The organism is Comamonas sp. Z3 (genome assembly GCF_008121565.1).
Taxonomy (GTDB): Bacteria; Pseudomonadota; Gammaproteobacteria; order Burkholderiales; family Burkholderiaceae_C; genus Comamonas; species Comamonas brasiliensis.
This window is the reverse complement of sequence record NZ_VOQU01000001.1, coordinates 773388-799986: the sequence shown is the minus strand read 5'-3', so window position 1 is coordinate 799986 and position 26599 is coordinate 773388. Positions and strand designations below refer to the sequence as shown.

The window sequence follows — 26599 nt, the reverse complement described above, 5'->3', positions numbered from 1 at the left end:
GCATAAAACAGCAATCAGCGCAAGACATCCTGCAGGTCATCGGCACGCAGCAATCGCTGCAGCAATTCCTGGGCCTCCTGCTCCTGCGCAGGCCTTGCCGCCGCGTCCGTCGGCAGGGATTGCAGCATGCGCGCCAGCACCCCAGTCTGCGGCAGCACCGGCCCGAGGAATCGGGCCCGCTCGCCCTGCGCCACCAGAATGGACGGAAAGGTTTCGATATCCAGATCGCCGGCGACATCCTCGCGATCTTCGACATCGAGCCAGACAAAACGCATCTGCGGAAATTGGGCCGCCAGCGCCTCGAAGGGCTGCCGGTACTGCTTGCAGGTTCCGCACCAGTCGGCGCAGAGGCAGACCACCAGCCACTGCTGCGCCTTTGTAATATCTTGTTTCATTTCACAAACTCTGGGCCGGCCTTCGCGCACGCCCTTGCATTGATCCGCCAATGGTAGCGCCAGATGCGGCCCGGGGTTGAGACTACGGCCATCATCCCGGCCATCTGCGCAGCAGCCCTTGAAGCCGCCGCACTCTATCCCTATTATTTTGCTGAACCGGGCGCGGCAATGGAAGCAGCCAGAGCAGCTGGCTTGCGCCCTTCTTTTGACAAGAAGATTGGTGACTCCATGGATTACAAGGACTATTACAAGATACTTGGCGTGGACAGGAAGGCCTCCGCCGACGACATCAAGAAGGCCTATCGCAAGCTCGCCCGCAAATACCATCCCGACATCAGCAAGGAAAAAGATGCAGATGCCCGCATGGCCGAGGTCAACGAAGCCAACACCGTGCTCTCGGACCCGGAAAAGCGCACGGCCTATGACGCCATGGGTGACGAGATGCAGTTTGCGCAAAATGCCAGAGCCCAGGGGGGCGGAGGCTTTCGCCCCCCCCCCGACTGGGACCAGCAGGACTTTCACTTCAGCAGCCAGGGCGATGCCGGCAGCGACGCCGATTTCAGCGACTTCTTCTCTCAGATGTTCGGCCAGGCCGCCCGGGCGCGACGCCATCAAGGCCAGCAAGGTGCACGCGGCACCCCCGATATGCGCGGCCAGGACCAGCATGCCAGCATAGAGCTGGATTTGCAGGACAGCTATAGCGGCGCCGTGCGCTCGCTGCATCTGCGTGCCACCGTACTCGACGAACAGGGCATCCCCACCTACAAGGACAAGGAGCTGCAGGTCACCATTCCCAAAGGGGTGCGCGAAGGCCAGATGATTCGCCTTGCCGGCCAGGGCAACCCCGGCCTGGGCAAGGGCGCTTCCGGCGATCTGCTGCTGGAGGTGCACTTTCGCAGCGATCCGCGCTGGTGGTCCGAGGGCAAGGATGTCTACCAGCGCGTACCGCTCGCGCCCTGGGAAGCCGAGCTGGGCGGCCCCGTGCGCTTCAAGACGCTGGCCGGAGAGCTGGAAGTCACCGTGCCTGCCGGCTATCGCTCGGGCCGCAAGCTGCGCCTCAAGGGCAAGGGCCTGCCCGCGGCCGCGCCAGGTGACCTGTATCTGGTGCTGGATGTAGTCTTCCCGCCCGCCGCGACGGCCGAGCAAAAGCAGGCCTATGCCGACTTTGCCAAGGCCTTCCCGCAGTTCGATGCCCGCAGCCTGAGCTGAAAGGTTTTCCCATGAGTACCTCCCACTACCCTTTCTACGAACCTGCCGAGCTGCTGGAGCAGGCCGTGCTCGATCTGCACGAGCTGGCCCGCCATTGCTGCGCCAGCCCTCAATGGGTGATCGAACATGTGCAGACGGGCGTCATCAGCTACGACAACGCCGGCCAGGCCCGCGAGATCAGCCATGAGCAGTGGCGCTTCAGCAGCCAGACGCTGGTGCGTGCGCGCCGCATTGCCCAGCTGGAGCACAGCTTCGACGCCGACCCCCAGCTCGCCGCCCTGACTACGGATCTCATCGAGGAAGTGCAGCAACTGCGCCGCAAGCTGAGGAATCTGCAGGGATAAGCCCGCCAGCGCCCTGAGGCGCACAAAGCAAAAAGCCCTCGCACCGAAGTGACAAGGGCTTTTTTGCGGGCCGCACACCAGGGCGCGGCCTGCCGCAGGAGTTAGCCGTGGCGCTTGCCGGGCTGCTTCTTGCTACGAGTGTGCGAACCACGCTCCAGGCTCACGCGCTGGCCACGGCCAGGAGTGGGCAGGGTCACGCCATTGGGTGCCTGGGGACGGGGAGTGGCCTTGCGGTCTGCTTCGGTAACGATCTTATTGCCCATGTCGAATTCTCAATTGGGAGGTTGAAAAGGATCAATTAGGCCACAGCCAGAGAATTCGCGCCAAATAAATACAAACTTTCGAGTGCGGATTCAGTGTTTTTCAGCGAATGCCCGCCTCAGGAATCAGCGAATCGACAGCAATTGCAGGCATTCAAAGCCTCAAACCTTTGAAGGGAAAGCGCCGCTCGCTATCAAATTCAGAATACCGCCGACTCGGCAACGACGCCGGTCGCCTCGACCAGCTGGCGCGTATAGGCCTGCTGCGGTGCCGCGAGCACCGCCTGCACGCCACCCTGCTCCACGATCTGCCCGTCCTTCATGACCAGCACCTCATGGGCCATGGCGCGAATCACGTCCACATCGTGGGTGATGAGCAGATAGGCCAGACCACGCTCCTTCTGCAGCCGCTGCAGCAGGGCCAGTACCTGCTGCTGAATGGTGACGTCGAGCGCACTGGTGGGTTCGTCCAGCACCAGGACCTCGGGCTGCATGATGAGCGCTCTTGAAATCGCCAGGCGCTGCCGCTGCCCGCCCGAGAATTCATGCGGATAGCGCTGCAGCAGGCCCGGGAACTGGACCTCGGTCAGCCCCACCTCTTCCAGCATCTGGAGCACGCGCTCGCGCCGCTGCCCGGCAGCGAGCTCGGGGGCATGAATCTGCAGACCTTCACCGACGATCTCCTCCACCGTCATGCGCGGCGACAGCGAGGAAAACGGATCCTGGAACACCACCTGGATCTTGCGCCGCAGCGCCAGATTGGCCGCGCTGTTGCGGATCGCCGGCTGCTGCCAGGGCCTGCCGGCCACCTGCAGCTCCCCGGTCGCAGGCAGCAATCCGAGCACGGCCTGGGCCAGCGTGGATTTGCCCGAGCCCGATTCGCCGATCACCCCCAGGGTACGGCCCGGTCGCAGCAGCATATCCGCGCCATTGACCGCCACGAATGCCCCCTTTTTGAACCAGCCACGAATGCCGGGCAAGGGCGTGGCATAGCTCACCTGCAGGGCCCGGGTCTGCACCACGGCCGCCTCGCCAGCCGGCTCAGACTCCACCACATTGCGCACCGGCCGGCTGGCCAGCAGCTTTCGGGTATAGGCATGCTGCGGGTTCTGCATCACCTCCGCCACGGCGCCCTGCTCCACAAGCGCGCCTTTTTCCATGACCGCCACGCGGTCGGCGAAGCGGCGCACCAGGTTCAGGTCATGCGTGATCATCAGCACGGCCATACCGGTCTGCCGCTGCAGATCGGCCAGCAGGTCCAGGATCTGGCCGCGCAGCGTCACATCCAGCGCCGTCGTCGGCTCGTCGGCCAGCAGCAGCCGGGGACGGCTGGCCAGTGCCATGGCAATCATGGCGCGCTGGCGCTGCCCGCCGCTGAGCTGATGCGGAAAGCTCTGCGCCCTGCGCCCGGGTTCGGGAATGCCGGTCGTGGCCAGCAGCTCCACCGCCTGAGTCAAGGCCTGGGCCCCGCTCAATGCCTGCTTGAGCTGCAGCACCTCGGCCACCTGCGCGCCCACGGTCATCAGCGGATTCAGCGCCGTCATAGGCTCCTGAAAGATCATGGCAATGTCGCCACCGCGTACACCCTGCATCTCGCGCTCCGAAAGCCCCAGCAGATCGCGCCCGTCCAGCAGCGCCTGCCCGCTCAATTGGGCCTCCCCCACCAGCCTCAGCAGCGACAGCGCCGTGACCGACTTGCCCGAACCGGACTCCCCTACCAGCGCCAGCTTTTCACCGGCAGCCATCTCGAAGCTCACGCCCTGAACCACGGGCTTGCCCGCAAAAGACACGCTCAGATCGTGCACGGCCAGCAGCTTGCTGCCGGCCTGACCCTTGTATTTCTCCTTGCTCATGGCTTGCCTCCTGCGCGCTTTGCAGCCTCGGTGCGCGCCTGCTTGCGCGGGTCCAGCGCATCGCGCAGGGCGTCCCCCATAAAGGTCAGCAGCAGCAGCGTGATGACCAGCACGCCAAAGGTGGACAGGGAAATCCACCAGGCATCGATATTGTTCTTGCCCTGGCTCAGCAGCTCGCCCAGGCTGGGCGTGCCCGGGGGCACGCCCAGACCCAGAAAATCGAGCGAGGTCAGCGCCAGGATGGCCCCGCTCATGCGAAAAGGCAGAAAGGTGATCACCGGCGTCATGCTGTTGGGCAGGATGTGGCGAAAGATGATGGAGCGATTGCTGGCACCCAGCGCTTGGGCGGATTTCACATAGTCAAGCTGGCGATTGCGCAGGAACTCGGCCCGCACATAATCGGCCAGCCCCATCCAGCCGAACAGGCTCAGCAGGATTAGCAGCAGCGAGACACTGGGTGCAAACAGCGCGCTGAAGATGATGAGCAGGTAGAGCTCGGGCATGGAGCCCCAGATTTCCGTCAGGCGCTGAAAGGCCAGATCCGTCTTGCCGCCAAAAAAGCCCTGCACCGCTCCCGCCAGCACGCCCAGCAGCACGCCCACGGCCGTCAGCGCCAGGCCGAACAGCACGCTGACGCGAAAGCCGTAGATGAGCTGCGCCAGCAGATCACGCCCCCGGTCATCGGTGCCCAGCCAGTTGTCGGCCGACGGTGCAGAAGGGTTGGGCAACTTGGCGAAGTAGTTGATGCTGGACTTGCCATAGCGGTTGAGGGGGAAGATCGCCCAGTTGCCGTCCTCGCCAAGCCTTTGCCGGATGAAGGGATCGAGGTAATCGGTCGGCGTATGGAAATCGCCACCAAACGTGGTTTCCGGGTAATCGTGCAGCAGCGGCAAATAGGTCCGGCCCTCATAGCGCACGATGAGCGGCTTGTCGTTGGACAGCAGTTCGGCAAACAGGCTGAGCACCACCAGCACCGAGAAGATCACCAGGCTGACAAAGCCCAGCCGGTTGGACCTGAAGCGCCGCCAGGCCCGGCGCCCCGGAGATTCCGACTTGACTGCAGGCGCTGCCGGCACATGTTCTGCTCCTGTACTCATAGCTTCTCGCGCTTGCAGGGCATTGGTTTGAGGCTTATCGTGCATATCTCAGTCAAACTTGACCCGGGGGTCCACCCAGACATAGCAAAGATCACTGATGAGCTTGGTCACCAAACCGATCAGCGTGAACAGATACAGCGTGCCCAGCACCACGGGAAAGTCGCGGCGAATCACGCTTTCATAGCTGAGCAGGCCCAGCCCGTCGAGCGAGAACAGGGTCTCGATCAGCAGCGCCCCGGCAAAGAAGGCGCCGATGAAAGCCGAGGGAAAGCCCGTGACGATGGGAATCAGCGCATTGCGAAACACATGCTTGTAGAGCACCTGGCGCTCGGACAGACCCTTGGCGCGAGCCGTCAGCACATACTGCTTGCGGATCTCTTCGAGAAACGAGTTCTTGGTCAGCATGGCCGTCACGGCAAAGCTGCCGGCCACCATGGCGGTCACAGGCAGCGCGATATGCCAGAGATAGTCCACCACCTTGCCCATGGCGCCGAGCTCGTCGAAGTTGGCCGATGTCAGCCCACGCAGCGGAAACCACTGCAACTGTCCGCCGAAGATGACCAGCAGCGCCACGCCCAGCACAAAGCCCGGGATGGCATAGCCGATGAGAATCAGAACCGTGGTGGCCAGATCGAAGCGCGAGCCCGCTCGCACGGCCTTGGCCACGCCCAGGGGCACAGCCACCAGATAGCTGATGAAGAACGTCCACAGGCCCAGGCTGATGGAGACTGGCAGCTTTTCCTTGACCAGCGCCCAGACGCTTTTGTTCTGAAAAAAGCTGGTACCCAGATCGAAACGCGCAAACTGGCCCAGCATCTGCACGAATCGTTCAACCGGCGGCTTGTCAAAGCCGTACAAGGCCTTGATCTCCTCCAGGCGCTTGGGATCCACGCCCTGGCCGCCGCGATAGCTCATGGAAGCGCCTTCGGCTCCATGTCCGGCGCCGGCCTTGGCCTCGGCCAGATACTGCTCCACCGGGCCGCCGGGCACGAACTGGATGACCACAAAGGTCAGCAGCAGCACGCCCAGCAGCGTGGGGATCATCAGCAAAATGCGTTTGAGAATATAGGCAAACATCTTCGATCAACCCTTGTTTCAGCCGCAGTGGCGATGGCCGCAGCACCGGGCCGCCCCAAGCAAGGCCAGCCCCCTAGGGGGCCGCGACCCGTGCAACGGTGGAGCGCGGGGGCCACTTTACCTGGGCCGCAGCGCCGGGCCGCCCCAAGCAAGGCCAGCCCCCTTGGGGGGCAGCGACCCGTGCAACGGTGGAGCGCGGGGGCCACTTTACTTGGCCCACCAGGCATAGACCGCCCATAGCTCGCCCGGCGAATAGGCCGGAATCTGCCCCGGAAGCGCCAACCTCCAGGCGTCATAGACCATGCGGTGCGTGCCCGAGTAGTACTGAGGAATCAGGTAGTGGCCGTGCACGATGATGCGCTCCAGCGCATGGCAGGCGGGCAGCATCTGCTGCTCGGACTTGGCCGCAGCCATCTGGGCGATGATGGCATCCACCGCCTGGCTCTTGAGGCCGACATAGTTCGAGGCCCCCTCCACATCGGCGGCGGCGCTGCCGAACAGCTCGGCATATTCCTGGCCCGGATTGTGCGTACCGGGCACGTTCAGCGTCACGATGTCGAAGTCGTATTTGTCCATGCGCTGCTGATAGAGCGCATAGTCCACATTGCGCACCTTGAGCGTGATGCCCAGCTTTTCCAGATTGCGCATCCAGCTGCTGACAATCTTGACGCCGCTCTCGCTGCTGTCCAGGTATTCGAGCACCATGGGCTCGCCGCTGGCATTGCGCAAGGCTCCGTCCCGGACCGTCCAGCCGGCATCGGCCAGCAGCTTCTGCGCACGGCGCAGATTGCCGCGCAGGCCCTCGCCCGTATCGGTGCGTGGCGGCTGGGCCATGGGCCCCAGCGTGGCCGGCGGCAGGCTGTTCTTGTAGGGGGTTAGCAGGGCCAGCTCGGCCTCGCTGGGCTCGCCCCGCGTCTCGCAGGCGGTGTTGCCAAACAAGCCATGCACACGCTGATAAGCGCCGTAGAACATCTGACGACTCATCCACTCAAAGTCGTAAGCCAGGCCCAGGGCCTCGCGCACGCGGACATCCTTGAGCTGCTCACGCCGCGTATTCAGGAAAAAGCTCTGAAAACCCGAGGGCAGTTTGTTCTCGAATGCGCCCTTGACCAGCTCGCCCGATGCAAAGCGCTTGCCCGTCAATCGCCTGGCCCAGTCACCCGCGCTATTAATGCGCATGAGATCGAACTCGCCGGCCTTGAGGGCCTCCAGCCGCGCCGTGCCGTCCTTGTAGATCTTGATGGTGATGCGGTCGAAATTGGCCAGACCGACACGCACCGGCAGGGTCGCCCCCCAGTAGCCCGGGTCACGCACATAGCTGATGTCCTTGCCGAACTTGACCGGACCGATCTTGTAAGGGCCGCTGCCAATCGGAATATCCGTGACGACCTGATCAAAGGCCTTGGGCTTGCCATCGGCACCCAGCCCCCAGTCCCGGCTGAACACGGGAAGCAAGGCCCCCACGGTCAACGGCAGGTCGCGGTTGGGTTTCTTGAAGCGAAAGCGCACCGTGCGCTCGTCGAGCACATCGCAGGCCGCCACCTCGGCAAACAGCGTCTTGTAGCCGGGCGAGACATATTTGCTCAGCAGCGTCTCGTAGCTGTGTTTCACATCCTGAGCCAGCACCGGCTTGCCGTTGTGAAAGCGCGCCTGTTTGCGCAGCTTGAAGGTGGCGGACAGGCCGTCGGCCGCCACATCCACATCCTCGGCCAGCAGTCCATAGCCCGACGCCGTCTCGTCGAGACTGGGTGCGAGCAAGGTCTCGAACAGCATGTCAGCCAGATAGGCAGGCGGCGAGCCCTTGATGGTGAAGGGGTTGTACTTGTCGAAGGTCGAATAGCGCAGATTGCTGACCATGCGCAACTCGCCACCCTTGGGCGCTTGAGGGTTCACATAGTCAAAGTGCTTGAAGTCGGCCGCGTACTTGGGCTGACCCCAGAGCGCATAGCCATGTGCCGCCAGGGCAGGTGTGGCAACTTGGCTGCTGACAATCAGGGCTGAGCAAATCATCCAATGGCGCATGCGACAATTCTGCCCTACCCCGACTGATTCGCACCCAGTTCGAGCGGATACGTTTTCAAAGATTGCGCCGCTGCCACAGATGGTGCAGTCCCCTCTTTCAATTTTCTCTGGAGAACAACAATGGGTTTTCTCGCCGGTAAAAAGCTGCTGATCACGGGCGTCCTGTCCAACCGCTCCATCGCCTATGGCATTGCCAAGGCCTGTCACGAACAAGGCGCGGAGCTGGCCTTCAGCTATGTGGGCGAACGATTCAAGGACCGCATCACCGAGTTCGCGGCCGACTTCAACTCCACGCTGGTGTTTGACTGCGACGTCGGCAGCGACGAGCAAATCGAAGCCATGTTCAAAGGCCTGGGCGAAGCCTGGGGCACGTTCGACGGTTTTGTGCATTCCATCGGTTTTGCTCCCCGCGAAGCCATTGCCGGCAACTTCCTCGACGGCCTGAGCCGCGAATCCTTCAAGATCGCCCACGATATCAGCGCCTACAGCTTCCCCGCCATGGCCAAGGCAGCCCTGCCTTACCTGAACGACAAGTCCTCGCTGCTGACCCTGTCCTATCTGGGTGCCCTGCGCTCCATCCCCAACTACAACACCATGGGCCTGGCCAAGGCATCGCTGGAAGCGTCCGTGCGCTACCTGGCCGAAGCCGTGGGCCGCACCGCAGACGGCCGCGCCATCCGTGCCAACGGCATCTCCGCCGGCCCCATCAAGACGCTGGCAGCCTCGGGCATCAAGGACTTCGGCAAGCTGCTGGGCCGCGTGGCCGATGCTGCGCCCCTGCGCCGCAATGTGACGATCGAAGACGTGGGCAATGTCGCGGCCTTCCTGCTGTCCGACCTGGCCTCCGGCGTGACCGCCGAGATCACCTATGTGGACGGCGGCTTCAGCCAGACCGCAGGCCTGTCGGCCGATCAGGTCTGAGCCCATCGCTTCTGATGACACCAGCCCCGCAGGCCTCAGCAGCCTGCGGGGCTTTGTTTTTTGCCGCCTTGTGCGACATCTTGGCCCTTGCCCTACAAGCACGGCAGAGCACTGACGCTATGGTTCACAGTGTTTTATCTATGGTTCTGACGAATACTCAAGAGGAGCTTACATGCCATATCGTTTTCTCATCCTGGCCGCATCCGCTGCTGCCCTGACGGCCTGCAGCACCCCCGAACCCCAGCCCGCCCAGGCCATCGCCAGATTGCAGGCCACTTCGGGCAGCAAGGTCAGCGGCGATGTGAAATTCACCCAGAAGACCGGTCAGCAGGTCGTGATCAACGCCGTGATTCACGGCCTCAAGCCCAATTCCGAGCATGGCTTTCACATCCACGACAAGGGCGACTGCGGTGACAACGGCAATGCGGCTGCGGGCCACTTCAACCCCTCGGGAAATCCGCATGGCAAATATGACTCGACCCAGCACCATATGGGCGATCTGCCCAGCCTGAAGGCCGACTCCAACGGCGTGGCCACCGTCAACGTACAGTCGGCAGACATCACCTTGCTGGCCGGCCCTGGCAATGTCATAGGCCGTGCAGTCATCGTCCATGCCCAGCCCGACGACTACACCACCCAGCCCACGGGCAATGCCGGCGCGCGCATCGCCTGCGCGGTCATCAGCCGCGACTGAAGGCCTTGCCCCAGGACAAAGCCGCTGCCTGGTCGCAGCGGCTTTTTTTATGAGATCGCCGCAACCCCTTATAGATAAAGCGCTGACAGCTACGTTTTTTTGATAAGGGTTCGTGCCCGCATCGACAGCATGGGCTTCGCGCTCTAGCATGAGCTGCCTCTTTACCGGGAGATAGCCATGCCTGAACCACGGCACCGCCCCCTTCGGGAATGCATTCTCTGGCTGGTCTGCGCCTGCCTCTGCATGGGCTTTGCCGTGCTGGCCCAGACCACGGCACAGCCGCCTTCGCTGATGCTGGCCCAGGTCTGGCGCAGCGGCCTGCCGCTGAAGGACTATTGGGTCAGCGAAAAGCTGGACGGCGTGCGCGGCTACTGGAACGGCCGCCAGCTCGTCAGCCGTGGCGGGCAGCGGATCGCGGCACCTGAGTGGTTTGTCCGGGACTGGCCAGCCACCCCCATGGATGGCGAGCTCTGGGCCGGACGCGGCCGGTTTGCCCATGCCCAGTCCACCACGGCACAGGCCATCCCGGACGACCAAGCCTGGCGCCAGATGAGATTCATGGTGTTTGATCTGCCCGCAGCTCCGGGCAGCTTTGACCAGCGCCTGCCGCTGCTGCAGCGCACCGTGGGCGCCATTGCCCAGGACTGGGTGCAGATGGTGGAGCAGCGCAAACTGGGCTCGGAAGCGGAGCTGCAGCAATGGCTGAGTACCGTCATCAAAGGCGGCGGCGAGGGCTTGATGCTGCACAAGGGCAGCGCACCCTATCGCTCGGGCCGCAGCGACGATCTGCTCAAGCTCAAGCCTTTCGATGATGCCGAAGCCCGGGTCATAGGCTACAGAAGCGGACGCGGACAATGGCAGGGCATGACGGGGGCTCTGCTGGTGCAGACCCCGGACGGCCGGCAGTTTTCACTGGGCTCCGGGCTGACGGCCCAGATGCGCAAAAGTCCGCCTCCGCTGGGCAGCTGGGTCACCTATCGCCACCAGGGCCTGCACGAAAAAAGCGGGCTGCCACGCTTTGCCCGCTTTGTGCGGGTGCGCAGCGAGCTGGGCTTTCAGCCCGAGCCGGCAAGCCCGTGACTCACAACGTCATCGTTGCCTGCGACCATCGAGCATGCGCTTGAATCCCGCGACATCAGTGGCTACGGCAGTTGCGTCCCCAGGTCGCGCGCGGCCTGCAACACGTTTTTGACATAGCGCTCGTCATAGCGATGCGCTGGCATGGTCAGCGTCAGGGCGGCCGCCAGCTCGCCGCTGCGGCGGAAAACCGGGGCAGAGATGCCGGCGATCTCGCTATGCCTGTCACCCACCAGGGCTTCGTAGCCATCGGCCCGTACACGCGCATAGTGGTTGCGATTTTTCTTCGACCAGTCGCCCAGTTCCGGATCGAAGGCAACCAGCACGCGCCCTCCCGCGCCTTTGTCCAGGGGCAGCAGATCGCCGGTGCGCGCATGGTCGCGCACCGGGTGCGGCGAATCCACGCGGTACAGACACAGGCGTTCGCGCCCCTGGCGCACATGGTAGGCAGCGCTCTCGCCCGTAGCCTGAACCAGTGCGCGCAGCACCGGCATGACCAGCTTGTCCAGCGAGAAGCTCTGCTCATAAACCGCATGCAACCTGGCCACGGCGGAGCCCACCGCATAGCGCCCGTCATCCTGGCGCTGAACCCAGCCCCCATGCTCCAGAGAGGCCAGCAATCTCAGCACCGTGCTCTTGTAAAGACGCGTGCGCTCGGCCAGCTCGGCCAGGCTCAGCGCGGCATCGCCATCCTGGAATGCGCTCAGCACGCTGAGGGCGCGGTCCACTGCGGCCACACCGCCAGGCGCGGCATTCTCGTCGGCTACGGATTCATTCAGGGATTTACGCGGCATAGAAACTCCTGCCCTCAGCTTGACAGGGCATCAGAATGCAAGGCAATATTTCAATAGAAAGAATTAAGTTCTATCAGATAGAACATCATTAAAGCATTGTGCCAGCCGCAATGCAAGCATGAAATCCAAGTGAGGCAACCATGTCATTCCCCCACCGCTTCGATCTCCTGATCAGCGAAGTCGGCCCCCGCGACGGCCTGCAGTCGGTCTCGGCCACCATGAGCACGGCCCATAAATACGTCTGGATCGATGCCCTGGTGGCAGCGGGCGTGCAGGAAATCGAAGTCGGCTCCTTTGTCTCGCCCAAGCTGCTGCCGCAGATGGCCGATGCCGCCGAAGTCGTGCGCCACGCCGTCACCCACCCCGGCGTCACCATCATGGCACTGGTGCCCAATCTCAAGGGAGCCGAAGCCGCCATGCGCGCCGGCGCGCACAAGATCACGCTGCCCGTATCGGCCAGCCCCGCGCACTCCATGGCCAATGTGCGCAAGACACCCGCGCAGATGGTGGAGGAAGTGCGCGCCATCGCCAGGCTGCGCGATGAGATCGCCCCTGCTGTGCATATCGAGGCCGGCATCTCCACCGCTTTCGGCTGCACCTTGCAGGGCCTGGTGCCCGAGGACGAGGTGATCGCTCTGGCTGCAGCCTGCGTGGCCGCCGGCGCCGACGAATCGGGGCTGTCGGACACCACGGGCATGGCCAACCCGGCCCAGGTCAAGCGCCTGTTCACGCGCCTGCGCAGCGAACTCGGCGACAAGGCCGGCGCCGCGCATATGCACAACACCCGAGGCCTGGGCCTGGCCAACTGCCTGGCTGCCTACGAGGCGGGCGTGCACACTTTCGACGCCTCCCAGGCCGGACTGGGCGGTTGCCCCTATGCCCCCGGCGCCTCGGGCAATGTGGTGACCGAAGATCTGGTCTTCATGTTCGAAGCCATGGGACTGCGCACCGGTATTGATATTGAGCGATTGCTTGCAGCGCGAGAAACGCTGGCCGCCGGCCTGCCGGGGGAGGCGCTGTACGGCATGCTGCCACCCGCGGGCCTGCCCAAGGGCTTTGTGCCTCACCGTTACTGATCACGCCTCGGCTCGCCAACGAGCCGGGCACCACAAGAGATGAATATGCACTCCTCAACCGAATCCGCCAGCACCGGCGCTGCTCCCCTGCCCTATGCCGGCATCCGCGTGGTGGAATTCACCCATATGGTCATGGGCCCCAGCTGCGGCCTGATGCTGGCCGACCTGGGCGCCGAAGTCATCAAGGTCGAGCCCGTGGGCCACGGCCGCAACGGCGATGCCACGCGCAAGCTGCTGGGCTCGGGCTCGGGCTTTTTCCCGCTGTTCAACCGCAACAAGAAAAGCCTGACGCTGGATCTGCAGACCCCCGAGGGCAAGGAAGCCGCTCTGCGGCTGATCGCCACGGCCGATGTGGTGACCGAGAACTTCAAACCCGGCACCATGACCAAGCTGGGCCTGGACTATGAAAGCCTCAGGCAGCGGTTTCCACGCCTCGTCTATGTGAGCCACAAGGGCTTTCTGCCCGGCCCCTACGAACACCGCACGGCCCTGGACGAGGTGGTGCAGATGATGGGGGGCCTTGCCTATATGACGGGCCGGCCCGGCGACCCGCTGCGCGCGGGCACCAGTGTCAACGACATCATGGGCGGCATGTTCGGTGCCATGGGAGCCATGGCGGCCCTGGCCCAGCGCGAAAAGACCGGCAAGGGCCAGGAAGTGCAAAGCGCACTGTTCGAGAACAATGTGTTCCTCATCGCCCAGCACATGATGCAGTACGCGGTGACCGGCAAGCCCGCAGCCCCCATGCCCGCACGCATCTCGGCCTGGGCAATCTACGACGTGTTCGAAGTCCAGGGCGGCGAACAGATCTTTCTGGCCGTAGTCAGCGACGGCGCATGGCGCGAGTTCTGCGATGCCTTCGGCCTGGTCCAGCTGCGAGACGATCCGCGCCTTGGCAGCAACAACGACCGCGTGCAGGCCCGCAGCTGGCTGATGCCGCTGCTGCGCGAAACCATGGCCGGATACAGCGCCGCGCATATCGCCCAGGTCTTCGAGGACAAGGGCCTGCCGTTTGCGCCCATCGCGCGCCCGCACGACCTGCTCGAAGACCCGCACCTGAACGCCACCGGTGCGCTGGCCCCCATCACCTTGCCCGACGGCCGCGACAGCAAGACCGTGCTGCTGCCGCTGACCCTGGACGGCAAGCATCTGCAGGTGCGTCTCTCGCCACCCAAGCTCGGCGAGCACAGCCTGGAGATTCTGACCGCCCTGGGCTACAGCCAAGCCCAGGCCCAGGCACTGGCCCAGGGCCTGCCTGACTGAGCGACCCTGCGGGGCCACGGCTCCGCCTTCTTCAGCACACCCCAGAACAGGGCGCCCATGCACGCCCTGCGGGGATTCCTTACCCCAATTTCCAGCCACCAGGAGACAAAACCATGAAACACAGCTCTTTCCTCCATTGCGCAGCACGACCGGCAAACCGCCGCCAGGCCATTGCAGCCTGCGCGCTGATGGCCATGGCGGTCGCCAGCGGCAGCGCCAGCGCCCAGCCCGGGGAATGGCCCGCCAAGTCGATCCGCATGGTCGTGCCCTTCACGCCTGGCGGCGGCACCGACACGGTGACACGCCAGATCAGCGAGCGCATGGCGACCGCGAATCGCTGGGTCATCGTGGTGGACAACAAGCCTGGTGCGGGCGGAAATATCGGACTTGATGCCGTCGCCAAGGCACCTGCCGACGGTTATACCTTCGGCATGGGACAGACCGCCAATCTGGCCATCAATCCCTCGCTGCTGCCCAGCATGCCGTTCAATGCCAAGACCGATCTGCTTCCCGTGGCGCTGGTGGCCTCGCAGCCCGTGGTGCTGGTCGTGCCCGCCGATTCGCCCTGGAAATCGCTGCAGGACCTGATTGCCGCGGCCAAGGCCCAGCCCGGCGCCATCAAGCAAGGCCTGGCGTCCACGGGCACCGTGGGCCATCTGGCGGGGGAAATGCTTTCCTACAAGGCCAAGATCGATGTGCTCAACGTGCCTTACAAGGGCGCCGCGCCGGCCGTGACCGATCTGCTGGGCAAGCAGACCCACTATATGTTCGGCACGCCTCAGGCGGTCTACCCCATGATCAAGGGCCAGCGCCTGCGCGCACTGGCGGTGACCTCGGCCAAGCGTCTAGCCATCCTGCCCCAGGTCCCCACCGTGGCCGAGTCCGGCTTTCCCGGCTTTGAAGCCGTGGACTGGAAGCTGATCGTGGCCCCCAGGAACACGCCTGCCGCGCTGGCGCAGAAGATCAATGCCGCAGTGAACACCGGGCTGCAGGACCCCGCCGTGCTCAAGCAGTTGCAATCCGAAGGCAGCACGCCCATGGGCGGCAGCCTGCAGGACGCCCAGGCCTATCTGCAAAAGGAGCAGGCCAGCTGGGCCGCGCTGATCCGCGACGCGAAGATCACACTGGAATAACGCTATTCAAATAGAAGCATCTTCCGCTTTCCTCATCTTGTTTTTCATATACATCGACCATGAAAACAAGTGATACAAAGCGGTAGCTGCTATATTTTTGATGGATACAGCCACCGTGACCCCAGCCTCTGCCAGAACAGCACGGCCAGGCCGGCACCCAAGGTGTTGGCCAGCGCATCCAGCCATTCAGCGCCGCGCGTGACGCTCAGAAACGACTGCAGACCCTCTATCAGGCCGCCATAGACCGCGCACAGCCCCACCACGCATGCGGCCTGCGCCAGCGTCCAGGCCCGACCCAGACTGCGCGCACGCAGCACTGCCGCCCACCACAGCAGCGTGGCCAGCACGCCGTGCAGACTCGCGTGCACCAGCTTGTCCGCATACGCTATTCCATTCAGAAACGGGAACAGCCTCAGGATCAGGCCGCCGCTGGCGCCGGTTTCATTGAGGCAGCCCCACAGCATGAACAGCGCCCAGGCCAGGCTGCAGGCGGCCGGAACCCGCCACAGGCGCTGGTCTGCAGCAGTCATCGACAGTGGTGAACGCATGACCTCTTTCATATCCGGCATGAAAAAGCCCGGCATGCGGAGCACCCCGGGCTTTGTCCTGACACAGCGATTCGCGTCAACGAATCATCGGCGCGTCACAGCGTGCGACCAAACGGTCCGGCATCGCCCACCTGCACCGGCTTCTTGCCCTTGCGGGCCGCCTTGGCGGCGGTTCCGGCCACACGCACGTCCATGTCGGCAGGCGTAGAAGCCTTGGCCTTGGGCGAAGCCTTGCCCGTCTTGGCGGCGGGCTTTGCCGCAGGCTTGGCTACGGCCTTGACCGCCGTCTTCGCCACGGGCTTGGCTGCCGCCTTGACCGCGCCGGACTTGGCTGCAGGCTTCTTGGCCGCAGGGGCCTTCTTGGCAGGCACGGATTGGGTCTCCGCGACGCAATCGGCGTAATAGCGGATCTCGCCGTTTTCGTCTTCCAGCTCCACCAGACCGTGGATATCGGTCTCGAAGCCCGGGCACTCCTTGGCGAACTCGCGCGCGAACACCAGGTAGTCCACGATCTTCTTGTTGAAGACTTCACCGGGGATCAGCAACGGAATTCCGGGCGGGTAAGGCGTGACCAGACCCACGGTGGTGCGGCCGACCAGATGGTCGATTTCCACACGCTCGGTCTTGCGCTGCGCGATATGCGCATAGGCATCCGAGGGCTTCATCGTGGGCTTGAGATCCGACAGATACATCTCGGTCGTCAGGCGTGCGATATCGTACTTGGCGTACATCTCGTGCACGTGCTGGCACAGGTCCTTGAGGCCCATGCGCTCGTAGCGGCGGTGCTGCTGGCAGAACTCGGGCAGGATGCGCGCCAGAGGCTGGTTGCGGTCGTAATCGTCCTTGAACTGCTGCAGCGCCGTCAGCATGGTGTTCCAGCGGCCCTTGGTGATGCCGATGGTGAACATGATGAAGAAGGAGTACAGGCCGGTCTTCTCGACCACCACGCCGTGCTCGGCCAGGTATTTGGTGACGATGGACGCGGGAATGCCGGTGTCGGCAAAGTCGCCGTCCAGGTCCAGGCCGGGCGTGACGATGGTGGACTTGATGGGGTCCAGCATGTTGAAGCCATCGGCCAGATCGCCAAAGCCGTGCCAGTTGTCGAACTCCTTGCCGTTCTTCTTGGAGCGGGTCTTGGTCGATGCGTCCGTGCCGCGGATGATCCAGTCCTGGGCCGTGCCCACGCCTTCCTCGGCCAGGGCTTCAGGGCCCCAGACCTCGAACCACCAGTCGTCGTCGCCGAACTCGTCCTCCACCTTGCGCATGGCACGGCGGAAGTCCAGCGCCTCGACAATCGACTCTTCCACCAGGGCCGTGCCGCCGGGCGGCTCCATCATGGCGGCAGCCACATCGCAGCTGGCGATGATGCTGTACTGGGGGCTGGTCGAGGTGTGCATCAGATACGCCTCGTTGAACAGCGGGTGGTCCAGCTTCTCGGTCTGGCTGTCCTGCACCAGCACATGCGAGGCCTGGCTGATGCCGGCGAGCAGCTTGTGGATGGACTGGGTGGCATAGACCACCGAATGCACCGGGCGCTTGCGCTTCTTGCCCATGGCGTGATAGCTGCCGTAGAAGGGGTGGAAGGCAGCGTGGGGCAGCCAGGCCTCATCAAAGTGCAGATTGGCCACATAGCCGTCCAGCATGCCCTTGATGGTCTCGGTGTTGTAGAGCACGCCGTCGTAGGTGGACTGCGTCAGCGTCAGTACGCGGGGCTTGACGGCCTTGGCGTCCACACCCTTGAGCAGAGGGTTGGCGGCGATCTTGGCCTGGATGGACTCGACCGAGAACTCGCTCTGCGGAATCGGTCCGATGATGCCGAAGTGATTGCGCGTGGGCTTGAGGAACACCGGAATCGCACCCGTCATGATGATCGAGTGCAGGATGGATTTGTGGCAGTTGCGGTCCACCACCACCACATCGCCGGGTGCCACGGTGTGGTGCCAGACGATCTTGTTGGAGGTCGATGTGCCATTGGTCACAAAGTAGCAGTGATCGGCATTGAAGATGCGCGCGGCATTGCGCTCGGACTCGCCGATGGCGCCGTTGTGGTCCAGCAGCTGGCCCAGCTCCTCCACGGCATTGCAGACGTCGGCGCGCAGCATGTTCTCACCGTAGAACTGGTGATACATCTGGCCCACGGGGCTCTTGAGAAAGGCCACGCCGCCCGAGTGACCGGGGCAGTGCCAGCTGTAGGAGCCGTCTTCGGCGTAGTCCAGCAGCGCCTTGAAGAAAGGAGGCTGCACGCTCTCCAGATAGCTCTTGGCTTCGCGGATGATGTGCTTGGCCACGAACTCGGGTGTATCCTCGAACATGTGAATGAAGCCATGCAGCTCACGCAGAATGTCGTTGGGCAGGTGACGGCTGGTCTTGGTCTCGCCGTAGATGTAGATGGGCACCTCTTCATTCTTGCGGCGCACTTCACCGATGAAGTCGCGCAGGCTGTGAATGATGGGGTCCTTGTCGCCGCCGAGCTGGAATTCCTCGTCGTCGATCGACAAAATAAAGGCGCTGGCCCGGCTTTGCTGCTGGGCGAACTGCGACAGATCGCCATAGCTGGTCACGCCCAGGACTTCAAAGCCCTCTTCTTCAATGGCTTGAGCCAGGGCGCGGATGCCCAGTCCCGAGGTGTTCTCGGAACGATAGTCCTCGTCGATGATGACGATGGGAAAGCGAAACTTCATGAACAGCCTCCGTACCAATCAGGCCTAAAAAACGAAACAGCCGCGAAGTGTAAGGAATATCCTTATTGCGGCTTTGAAACAGGCTGTTTTTAACCCAGAATGTGGTGCACTAAATACAGCCCTTAACAGGAGTTCAGATATGGATCTCTCCACCGCATGGTGGTTGCTTGTCGGTTTGCTGGTCATTGCAGAGCTGTTGACCGGCACTTTCTATCTCCTCATGCTGGCTCTGGGTGCCATTGTCGGCGCACTGTGCGCTCATTTCGGCATGGGCACCAGCAGCCAGATCGTCGCCGCGGCGCTGCTGGGCTCGGGCGCCGTCCTCGTCTGCTATCTGCTGCGCAAGCGCAGCCCGCGCAGACAGCCCGCCTCCAGCAATCGCGATGTCAACATGGATGTGGGTGAGACCGTGGTCGTGGAGCAGTGGAACACCGACGGCACGGCCCAGGTCCGCTATCGCGGCGCCACCTGGACCGTCATGGGACGCCAGGGCGCCCTGCCCATTCCCGGCCCCCACCGCGTGGCCGAAGTCATCGGCAACCGCCTGCTGGTTGACAAGATCTGATCACCGCCCAGCCCCGGCATGGTTATGCTGGACGCTGGAACGCCTCGCACTCTTTCTTCACACCAACGCCCCACAAGGGCTGGAGACAATATGGATTACGCAGTCCCTCTCGCCATCGCCATCATTGCCGTCATCTTCATCGTCCGCTCGATCAAGGTGGTCCCCCAGCAGCATGCATGGGTCAAGGAGCGTCTGGGCAAATATGCAGGCACGCTCACGCCCGGCCTGAACTTTCTGATCCCGTTCGTCGACCGCATCGCCTACAAGCACAGCCTCAAGGAAATTCCCCTGGACGTGCCCAGCCAGGTCTGCATCACGCGCGACAACACGCAGCTGACCGTGGACGGCATTCTCTACTTCCAGGTCACCGACCCCATGCGCGCCAGCTATGGTTCGTCCAACTACATCATGGCCGTCACCCAGCTCGCCCAGACCTCGCTGCGCAGCGTGATCGGCAAGCTGGAGCTGGACAAGACCTTCGAGGAACGCGACATGATCAACGCCCAGGTCGTCAATGCCATCGACGAGGCCGCGCTGAACTGGGGCGTGAAGGTGCTGCGCTACGAAATCAAGGACCTGACACCGCCCGCTGAAATTCTGCGCTCCATGCAGGCCCAGATCACGGCTGAACGTGAAAAGCGTGCCCTGATCGCCGCTTCCGAAGGCCGCCGCCAGGAGCAGATCAATATCGCCACCGGCGAGCGCGAGGCCTTCATCGCCCGCTCCGAAGGCGAAAAGCAGGCTGCCATCAACAAGGCCCAGGGCGAGGCCGCAGCCATCACCACCGTGGCCGAAGCCACCGGACAGGCGCTGGAGCGCGTGGCCACGGCCATCCGCCAGCCCGGCGGCGAGCAGGCGGTACAGCTCAAGGTGGCTGAAAGCGCCGTGGAGGCCTACAGCAAGGTGGCAGCAGACTCCAACACCACCCTGGTCATTCCTGCAAACATGACCGAAGTCTCCGGCCTGATTGCCTCCGCCATGAAGATGGTGCAAGTGGGCAAGAGCGCCTGACCGCCTCACCTGATGCGCCGTGCAGAAAAGAACTTTCTGCACTTTCATTTTGAGGTCGAAATTTCTGGTTAGAATAGCGGCTTCATCACACGGAGCGGTGGATGAGTGGTTTAAGTCGCACGCCTGGAAAGCGTGTGTGGGTTAATAGCCCACCGCGGGTTCGAATCCCGCCTGCTCCGCCAGATTTTAAAATCAAGTCGACCACACTTGGTTTTTTACTTCAGCAATGAAGTATTTTCGGGATCGCTGTGGAGCGGTGGATGAGTGGTTTAAGTCGCACGCCTGGAAAGCGTGTGTGGGTTAATAGCCCACCGCGGGTTCGAATCCCGCCTGCTCCGCCAAATGACAAAAGGCCTTGAAGCAATTCAAGGCCTTTTTTCTTTTTAGCGCATTCGGCTGTGAATGCGAATTGAATTCACGGTGCAGCATTAGCGCCACATGAATCCAGCCTGGCACCGGCGAATGCGAGGGACTGTATGGTGTTGGCGAGCCAGCAAGCAATCTTGCCGCCGCCCATGCGCAAAAAAAGAGCCTGGACCGCGTCCTGGGCTCTCGCGCCCGCAGCGCCGGATTACTCCTGGCGGCCGAGCTCGTGTGAGGCTGGTTGACGAGCGACAAGCCCAGCAACACTCAACCAGCCGCTCGACCCCAGCCTCCGCCCAGTGCCTTGAACAGCGTGGCCAGGGCCATCTGCCGCTGAGTACTGACCTCGATCAGAGCCATCTGCTGCGCAAAGTCCGTGCGCTGTGCATCCAGATAGCGCAGATGGCTGTCCAGCCCGGCGCGATAGCGCAGCTCGGCGAGCTTGAGCGTATTCGCGCTGGTCTGCACCAGCCGCTGGCGGGCCAGCTCCTCGCGCCTCAGGGCCTCGACGGAGGCTAGCGCGTCACTGACTTCACGAAACGCCGTCTGGATGCTGCGCTCGTAACTGGCTATCGCCATGTCCTTGCGCAGCTGCGCGATCTCCAAATTGGCGCGATTGCGGCCGCCATCAAGAATCGGCAGGCTGAGCTGCGGCATGAAGGACCAGGAGCGCTGGCCAGCGGCAAACAGATCGGAGAGCTCAGCACTGGCAGAGCCGTAGGAGCCCGTGAGGGAAATGCGTGGAAAGAATGCGGCCCGCGCAGCGCCGATGCTCGCATTGCGCGAACGCAGTTGGTATTCGGCGGCACGGATGTCCGGGCGCAGCTCCAGCAGATCGGACGGCAGGCCGGCACCGATCTCCTGCACCAGGGGAGCGGCACTCAGATCCGCTGCCGCCTGGACCGCGCCATCGCCCACCAGCCAGTCCAGCGCGTTTGCCGCCTGACGCAGCTCGCGTGACAAGCGCTCGACTTCGGCGCGCGCCAGTTCGAGCTGGCCTTGAGCCTCCTGCTCGTCCAGGCGGCCGGCCGTGCCGGTCTTGCGACGCTCGCTCATCAGCTGCCACTCCTTATCGCGCGCCTGCAAGGTGCGCAGCGCCAGGACCTGGCGCTGCCGCGCGCTGTCGTGCGCCAGCGAGGCCTGGATCACTTCGGCGACCAGACTGATCTGCACGCTGCGCGCGGTCTCCTCGGTGGCCAGGTATTCCATCAGTGCGGCCTCGGACAACGAGCGCATGCGGCCGAAGAGATCAAGCTCGAAAGCCATCAACCCGACGCCAGCCTGATAGTTGCTCTGCACCCTGGCCGCTCCCGTGCCGCTCAGATCGGCAGGCAGGCGCTGGCGGTTGCCACTGGCCTGCGCTTCCAGACCGGGCAGTTGGTCCGCACGCTGCACGCGATAGGCCGCGCGTGCGGTCTGCACATTGAGCAGCGTCTGGCGCAGATCGCGGTTGTTGGCCAGCGCTGTTTCGATACGCGAGCGCAGGCGCTCATCAATCACGAAATCCTTCCAGTGCAAGCTCTGCACCGATGCAGGTGTGGCTGCCGAGGCCGCACTCCAACTGCCGGGGATGGGCGCAGCAGGCCTGTCGTAGGTCGGCGCAAAAGAGCAGCCGGCCAGCACCACGGCGATCAGTGTCAGCACCGCGGTGCGCATGGGGTTTGGCCCGTTCATGCGGATTCTCCTTCGGAGTCTGAGTTTTTTTCCTGAGGCACTGCGCGACGCTTGCGCCGCAGCGAGAGCACGAAGACAAAGAAGATCGGCACGAACAGCACACCCAGCAAAGTCGCGCTGAGCATGCCGCCGATCACGCCGACACCGATGGCGGCCTGGCTGGAGGCACCCGCGCCGGTTGCCAGCGCCAGCGGCACCACCCCCAGGATGAAGGCCAGCGAAGTCATCACGATGGGACGAAAGCGCAAACGGGCTGCCTGCAATGCTGCCTCCGTCAGCGAATGGCCGCGCTCGTGCAGGTCCTTGGCGAACTCCACGATCAGGATGGCGTTCTTGGCCGCCAGGCCAATGATGGTGATCAGGCCGACCTTGAAGTACACGTCGTTCGAGAGACCCAGCGCCGACGTGGCCAGCACCGAGCCCAGCGCGCCTACGGGCACGATCAGCATCACGGCTGCGGGAATGCTCCAACTTTCGTACAGAGCCACGAGCAGCAGGAACACCACCACGATGGCCAGTGCGAACAGCTTGGGGGCCTGTGCGCCGGCGGCCTTTTCCTGATAGGACAGCGCCGTCCACTCGTAACCTATGCCGCGCGGCATCTCGCCCAGAATGCGTTCGAGCTCGGCCATGGCCTCACCCGTAGTGTGGCCGGGCTTGGCGTCGCCCGCGATTCGGAAGGCCGGATAGCCGTTGTAGCGCGAGATCTGCACCGGCCCCTGCTCCCACTCCACGCTGGCAAACGAGGCCAGCGGCACCTGCTCGCCCTGGGCATTGGGCACATACAGGCGCAGCAGGGCTTCGGGCGTCATGCGCGCGGCCGTGTCGACCTGCACCACCACACGCTGCAGACGCCCGGCATTCGGAAACTCGTTGATCACGGCCGAGCCATAGGCCGTGGACAGCACGACACTGATGCTCGCGAAGCTCACGCCCTGGGCCTGGGCCTTGCGCCGGTCTATGTCCAGGCGCAGCTGCGGCGCATCTTCGAGGTTTTCCATCATCGCGTAGGCGATCACCGGCGAGGCATTGGCCTTCTTCAGCAGTTCGTCGCGCGCGGCAACCAGGGCCTCGCGGCCCAGATTGGCGCGATCCTGCAGACGCAGCGCAAAGCCGCCGGAATTGCCCAGGCCGTCGATGGGTGGCGGGTCCACCGCCATGGCCGCACCATCGGACAGACTGCCGAAGCGCTGATTGAAGGCCTGGACCTCGTCCCACGACGCCTGGCCCTTGCCGCGCAAGGACCAGTCCTTGAGCGTGACGAAGGCCATGGCCGCGTTCTGCCCCATGCCCGAGAAGCTGTAGCCCATCAGGAACTCGGCCTGGGCGGTCGCGGGGCGACTTTGCACATAGGCTTCCATGTCGCGCACCACGGCCTCGGTGCGTGCTTCGGTCGCACCAGGGGGCAGTTGCACGCTGACGATGTAGTAGCCCATGTCTTCATAAGGCACAAAGGACTCGGGCATGCGCGTGTAGGCAAATCCCAGCCCGCCCACGATGGCTGCATAGATCAGCATATAGCGGCCCGTGCGCTTGACCAGACGCTGGTTGAGAAGGGAAAAGCGCTCGGTCAGCTTGGCAAAGTGCCGGTTGAACCAGCCGAAGAGACCTTTCTTCTCCTCGTGGTGATCCTCGGCAACAGGCTTGAGCAGCGTGGCGCACAGTGCCGGCGTGAATGTCAGCGCCAGCAGGCCCGAGAACAGGATGGAGACCGCCAGCGACAGCGAGAACTGACGGTAGATCACGCCCACCGAGCCGCTCATGAAGGCCAGGGGCAGGAACACGGCCACCAGCACCAGCGTGATGCCGACGATGGCACCCGAGACCTGCTGCATGGCCTTCACGGTGGCGGCCAGCGGCGTGAGGCCCTCCTCGGCCATGAGACGCTCCACGTTCTCCACCACCACGATGGCATCGTCGACCAGGATGCCGATGGCCAGCACCATGCCGAACATGGTCATCATATTGACCGAGAAGCCCAGCGCATACATCACCGCCAGGGTGCCGGCCAGACACACCGGAACCACGATGGTGGGAATCAGCGTATAGCGCAGGTTCTGCAGGAACAGCCACATCACCAGGAACACCAGCACCACGGCCTCGACCAGGGTCTGGATCACCTTGCCGATGGCGACTTCGACAAAGCGCGAGGTGTCGTAGGGCACGGCGTACTGAATATCGTCCGGGAAGTTCTGCGACAGCTCGGCTAGCCTCGCCTTGACCGCCTTGGCGGTCTGCATCGCATTGGCACCAGGTGCCAGTTGCACGGCGGCCGCCACTCCTTTGTGGCCGTCCTCGCGCGAGGCAAAGCTGTAATCGAGCTGGCCGACTTCGAGACGCGCCACATCGGCCAGGTGCACGGCCGAGCCGTCGTCCCTGGCCTGCAGCACGATCTGGCCGAACTCCTCGGGCGAACTCAGCGTGCCCTTGACGGCAATCGTGGCGCTGAGCTCCTGCTCGGACGATCCGGGCTGGCTGCCGAAGCTGCCTGCCGGCACCTGGGCGTTCTGCGCGGCAATGGCCGCGTTCACGTCCGCCACCGACAGGCCGTAGCCCAGCAGCTTCTGCGGATCGACCCAGACCCGCATGGCGACATCGGCGCCGAAGTACTGCACCTTGCCCACACCGGGCACGCGGCGGATCTCGTTGTTGATGTTGCGCACCGCATAGTCGGAGAGGCGGACCTCGTTCTTGCCGCTGTCGTCGCCCTTGTAGGTCAGCGAATAGATCAGCAGGAAGTTGGCGCTGGCCTGTTCGACCTGCAAGCCCATCTGCATCACCGAGGCGGGCAGCCTGGCCTCGGCCTTCTTGATACGGTTCTGCACCTCGACCTGGGCCAGTGCGGGATCGGTGCCCGGCGCAAAGGTGGCCGTGATTTCGGCCAGGCCCGTGGCGCCGCTGGACGAGTCGAAGTACAGCAGACCCTTGGTGCCGTTGAGTTCCTCCTCGATGACGCTGGTCACCGACTCCATCACCGTAGTGGCTGATGCCCCCGGATAGGTTGCCGAGATGGAGATCTGCGGTGGCGCCACATTGGGAAACTGCGCCACAGGCAAGGCCGGGATCGCCAGCAGGCCGGCCAGCAGGATGAAGATCGCAACCACCCAGGCCAGCTTGGGGCGATCAATAAAAAACCGGGACATCATCTATCCTTGAATAAGGCTTGTCTTTTTTGGCATTCAGCGCTTTCAGAATCAGCGCATATTGCTCATTTTTTTGAAGTAGATTCAGAGTCTTTGACGACGCCAGCTTCAGCTGCAGCGGCCGCTCGGATCTGCACCTTGGTGCCGGGCACGGCTGCCGCAAGGCCTCCGACCACCACCCTGGCGTTTTCCTTGAGGCCCTCGGTGATATGCCAATCGGAGCCGTACATGGCACCGGTTCTCACCTTCTGGGACTGCACCATGTTCTGCTCGTCGAGCACCAGCACATGGGCCAATCCGTCGGCGCCGCGCTGCACCGCGCGCTGAGGCACGAGAATGGCCGCAGGATCCTCGCCCAGGCCCAAGGTCACGCGCACATACATGCCGGGCAGCAGCAAGCCATCCTGGTTGGGGAACTCACCGCGCAGCGCCAGCTGGCCGGTACCGCGATCCACCGTCACATCCGAGAACAGCATCCGTCCCTGGCGTTTCTGATCCAGACCGTCAGCCACCAGCGTCACCAGAGTGCTGCGTGGCGACTGGCCCTGCAGTTGCTGGGCACGCCAGCGCGTGGCCAGCGCGGCAGGCTGGCGAAAATCGGCGTAGACGGGGTCCAGCTGCTGGATCACCGCCATCGCTGTCGCTTCCCCCTGGCCAACCAGGGCACCTTCGGTCACCAGGGCACGGCCGATGCGGCCGGCGATCGGAGCTTTCACCGTCGCATACTCCAGGTTCAGGCGTGCCGCCTCCACTTCGGCCTGGGCCGATTGACGCGTGGCCATGGCACTGTGCAGCGTAGCCTTGGCGCTGTCGAAATCCTGGCGGCTCACAGCCTCCTGCGCCACCAGCGGTTCGTAGCGGCGCACCACGGACTGCGCTTCCGACAGCGCAGCCTCGGCTCGCGCCAGCTCGCCCCGGGCCCGCGACAGCGCAGCGCGCAGCGGCGCCGGGTCGATGCTGAACAGCACCTCGCCAGCCTTCACATCGGCGCCCTCCTTGAAATGGCGGCTCAGCACAATACCCGGCACACGCGCACGCACCTCGGCCACGCGCACAGGCTCGATCCGCCCGGGCAGTTCAGCGCTGAGGCTCAGCGCCCTGGGCTTGACGGTCACCACATCCACCTGCGGCAGCTCCTGGGGCTGGCCACCCGCTTCCGACTGGATGCAACCGCTCAACATCATTGCGGCCGCCAATGCGGCCAGGGCCGGCCAGGCACGCACATTCTGGCTTTTCGTCTTCATGGCTTTTGAGTCTTGTCAAATCTTGAAAGACGCGCATGATGCATGAAAAAGTTTTTTGAATCAAATTTGATTCATTAAGACCTATATTGATTCTTGATATTTTGCTGGTGTGTAAAGTTGCCAGCTCTTGCTTTTAGACTCGCTGATTGAATCAA

Annotated in this window: 22 protein-coding genes and 2 tRNA genes; 12 read left to right on the top strand and 12 right to left on the bottom strand. The window is 63.5% G+C overall.

Annotation, left to right across the window (positions count from 1 at the left end; translation table 11 throughout):
- Positions 1-14 precede the first annotated feature (14 nt).
- Positions 15-395, bottom strand: a complete 381-nt coding sequence (locus FSY59_RS03790; protein ID WP_050871832.1) for a thioredoxin family protein — start codon at positions 393-395, stop codon at positions 15-17.
- A gap of 228 nt (positions 396-623) precedes the next feature.
- On the opposite strand from FSY59_RS03790, the gene FSY59_RS03785 reads away from it, so the two are divergent.
- Both FSY59_RS03785 and FSY59_RS03780 read left to right on the top strand, forming a co-directional pair.
- The gene (locus FSY59_RS03785) at positions 624-1604 is read left to right on the top strand and encodes a DnaJ C-terminal domain-containing protein (RefSeq protein ID WP_029158639.1); all 981 of its coding nucleotides are present in this window, start codon (positions 624-626) and stop codon (positions 1602-1604) included.
- Positions 1605-1615: 11 nt separating this feature from the next.
- Positions 1616-1948: a chaperone modulator CbpM gene (locus FSY59_RS03780; RefSeq protein WP_003056360.1), complete on the top strand. Its 333-nt coding sequence runs from the start codon at positions 1616-1618 to the stop codon at positions 1946-1948.
- Positions 1949-2049: 101 nt separating this feature from the next.
- On the opposite strand, the gene FSY59_RS27315 is transcribed toward FSY59_RS03780, so the two are convergent.
- The 5 genes from FSY59_RS27315 to FSY59_RS03760 form a co-directional block, all read right to left on the bottom strand.
- On the bottom strand, positions 2050-2211 hold the full coding sequence (locus FSY59_RS27315; RefSeq protein WP_003056362.1) for a hypothetical protein: 162 nt from the start codon (positions 2209-2211) through the stop codon (positions 2050-2052).
- Between the two features lie 197 nt (positions 2212-2408).
- Positions 2409-4061, bottom strand: a complete 1653-nt coding sequence (locus tag FSY59_RS03775; protein WP_148728485.1) for an ABC transporter ATP-binding protein — start codon at positions 4059-4061, stop codon at positions 2409-2411.
- A complete protein-coding gene (locus FSY59_RS03770; RefSeq protein ID WP_034399917.1) occupies positions 4058-5158 on the bottom strand; it encodes an ABC transporter permease in 1101 nt (366 codons plus the stop codon). The genes FSY59_RS03775 and FSY59_RS03770 overlap by 4 nt, the downstream gene beginning before the upstream one ends.
- Positions 5159-5206: 48 nt before the next feature.
- Positions 5207-6235, bottom strand: coding sequence for a microcin C ABC transporter permease YejB (locus tag FSY59_RS03765; protein ID WP_003056367.1), 1029 nt, complete (start codon positions 6233-6235; stop codon positions 5207-5209).
- A 207-nt stretch (positions 6236-6442) separates the two neighbouring features.
- Positions 6443-8257 (bottom strand): extracellular solute-binding protein, encoded by a 1815-nt coding sequence (locus tag FSY59_RS03760; protein ID WP_019043545.1) that lies wholly within the window; start codon positions 8255-8257, stop codon positions 6443-6445.
- A gap of 120 nt (positions 8258-8377) precedes the next feature.
- Between FSY59_RS03760 and fabI the strand changes: the two genes are divergently transcribed.
- The 3 genes from fabI to FSY59_RS03745 all read left to right on the top strand — a co-directional run bounded on the left by fabI (position 8378) and on the right by FSY59_RS03745 (position 10952).
- The gene (gene fabI, locus FSY59_RS03755) at positions 8378-9178 is read left to right on the top strand and encodes an enoyl-ACP reductase FabI (RefSeq protein ID WP_003056371.1); all 801 of its coding nucleotides are present in this window, start codon (positions 8378-8380) and stop codon (positions 9176-9178) included.
- Between the two features lie 172 nt (positions 9179-9350).
- A complete protein-coding gene (locus FSY59_RS03750) occupies positions 9351-9872 on the top strand; it encodes a superoxide dismutase family protein (protein WP_003056373.1) in 522 nt (173 codons plus the stop codon).
- Between the two features lie 177 nt (positions 9873-10049).
- Positions 10050-10952 carry a DNA ligase gene (locus FSY59_RS03745; protein WP_148728484.1) on the top strand — a complete coding sequence of 301 codons (903 nt, stop codon included), beginning with the start codon at positions 10050-10052 and terminating at the stop codon, positions 10950-10952.
- A gap of 62 nt (positions 10953-11014) precedes the next feature.
- Here the strand turns inward: FSY59_RS03745 and FSY59_RS03740 are convergent, their stop codons facing one another.
- The gene (locus FSY59_RS03740; RefSeq protein WP_003056376.1) at positions 11015-11743 is read right to left on the bottom strand and encodes an IclR family transcriptional regulator; all 729 of its coding nucleotides are present in this window, start codon (positions 11741-11743) and stop codon (positions 11015-11017) included.
- Positions 11744-11883: 140 nt separating this feature from the next.
- Here FSY59_RS03740 and FSY59_RS03735 point away from each other — a divergent pair, with 140 nt between their 5' ends.
- The 3 genes from FSY59_RS03735 to FSY59_RS03725 all read left to right on the top strand — a co-directional run bounded on the left by FSY59_RS03735 (position 11884) and on the right by FSY59_RS03725 (position 15215).
- Positions 11884-12819, top strand: coding sequence for a hydroxymethylglutaryl-CoA lyase (locus FSY59_RS03735; RefSeq protein WP_148728483.1), 936 nt, complete (start codon positions 11884-11886; stop codon positions 12817-12819).
- A 45-nt stretch (positions 12820-12864) separates the two neighbouring features.
- Positions 12865-14082 (top strand): CaiB/BaiF CoA transferase family protein, encoded by a 1218-nt coding sequence (locus FSY59_RS03730; protein ID WP_370458230.1) that lies wholly within the window; start codon positions 12865-12867, stop codon positions 14080-14082.
- 113 nt (positions 14083-14195) lie between these two features.
- The gene (locus tag FSY59_RS03725; protein ID WP_029158638.1) at positions 14196-15215 is read left to right on the top strand and encodes a tripartite tricarboxylate transporter substrate binding protein; all 1020 of its coding nucleotides are present in this window, start codon (positions 14196-14198) and stop codon (positions 15213-15215) included.
- Positions 15216-15304: 89 nt separating this feature from the next.
- On the opposite strand, the gene FSY59_RS03720 is transcribed toward FSY59_RS03725, so the two are convergent.
- Entirely contained in the window at positions 15305-15763 is a 459-nt protein-coding gene (locus tag FSY59_RS03720; RefSeq protein WP_255439138.1) for a VanZ family protein, read from the bottom strand.
- A gap of 95 nt (positions 15764-15858) precedes the next feature.
- Positions 15859-18444 carry an arginine/lysine/ornithine decarboxylase gene (locus FSY59_RS03715; protein ID WP_148728481.1) on the bottom strand — a complete coding sequence of 862 codons (2586 nt, stop codon included), beginning with the start codon at positions 18442-18444 and terminating at the stop codon, positions 15859-15861.
- 139 nt (positions 18445-18583) lie between these two features.
- Here FSY59_RS03715 and FSY59_RS03710 point away from each other — a divergent pair, with 139 nt between their 5' ends.
- The 4 genes from FSY59_RS03710 to FSY59_RS03695 all read left to right on the top strand — a co-directional run bounded on the left by FSY59_RS03710 (position 18584) and on the right by FSY59_RS03695 (position 20361).
- The gene (locus tag FSY59_RS03710; protein ID WP_003056382.1) at positions 18584-19009 is read left to right on the top strand and encodes an NfeD family protein; all 426 of its coding nucleotides are present in this window, start codon (positions 18584-18586) and stop codon (positions 19007-19009) included.
- Positions 19010-19099: 90 nt separating this feature from the next.
- Entirely contained in the window at positions 19100-20020 is a 921-nt protein-coding gene (locus FSY59_RS03705; protein WP_003056384.1) for an SPFH domain-containing protein, read from the top strand.
- A 91-nt stretch (positions 20021-20111) separates the two neighbouring features.
- Positions 20112-20202 (top strand) — tRNA-Ser (locus FSY59_RS03700).
- 68 nt (positions 20203-20270) lie between these two features.
- Positions 20271-20361, top strand: a tRNA-Ser gene (locus FSY59_RS03695).
- Positions 20362-20650: 289 nt separating this feature from the next.
- Here FSY59_RS03695 and FSY59_RS03690 read toward each other — a convergent pair.
- The 3 genes from FSY59_RS03690 to FSY59_RS03680 form a co-directional block, all read right to left on the bottom strand.
- Positions 20651-22057: an efflux transporter outer membrane subunit gene (locus tag FSY59_RS03690; RefSeq protein ID WP_148728480.1), complete on the bottom strand. Its 1407-nt coding sequence runs from the start codon at positions 22055-22057 to the stop codon at positions 20651-20653.
- Positions 22054-25200, bottom strand: a complete 3147-nt coding sequence (locus FSY59_RS03685) for an efflux RND transporter permease subunit (RefSeq protein ID WP_148728580.1) — start codon at positions 25198-25200, stop codon at positions 22054-22056. Before FSY59_RS03685 ends, FSY59_RS03690 begins: the two co-directional genes overlap by 4 nt.
- Before the next feature lie 65 nt (positions 25201-25265).
- Positions 25266-26444 (bottom strand): efflux RND transporter periplasmic adaptor subunit, encoded by a 1179-nt coding sequence (locus tag FSY59_RS03680; protein WP_148728479.1) that lies wholly within the window; start codon positions 26442-26444, stop codon positions 25266-25268.
- Positions 26445-26599: the final 155 nt, after the last annotated feature.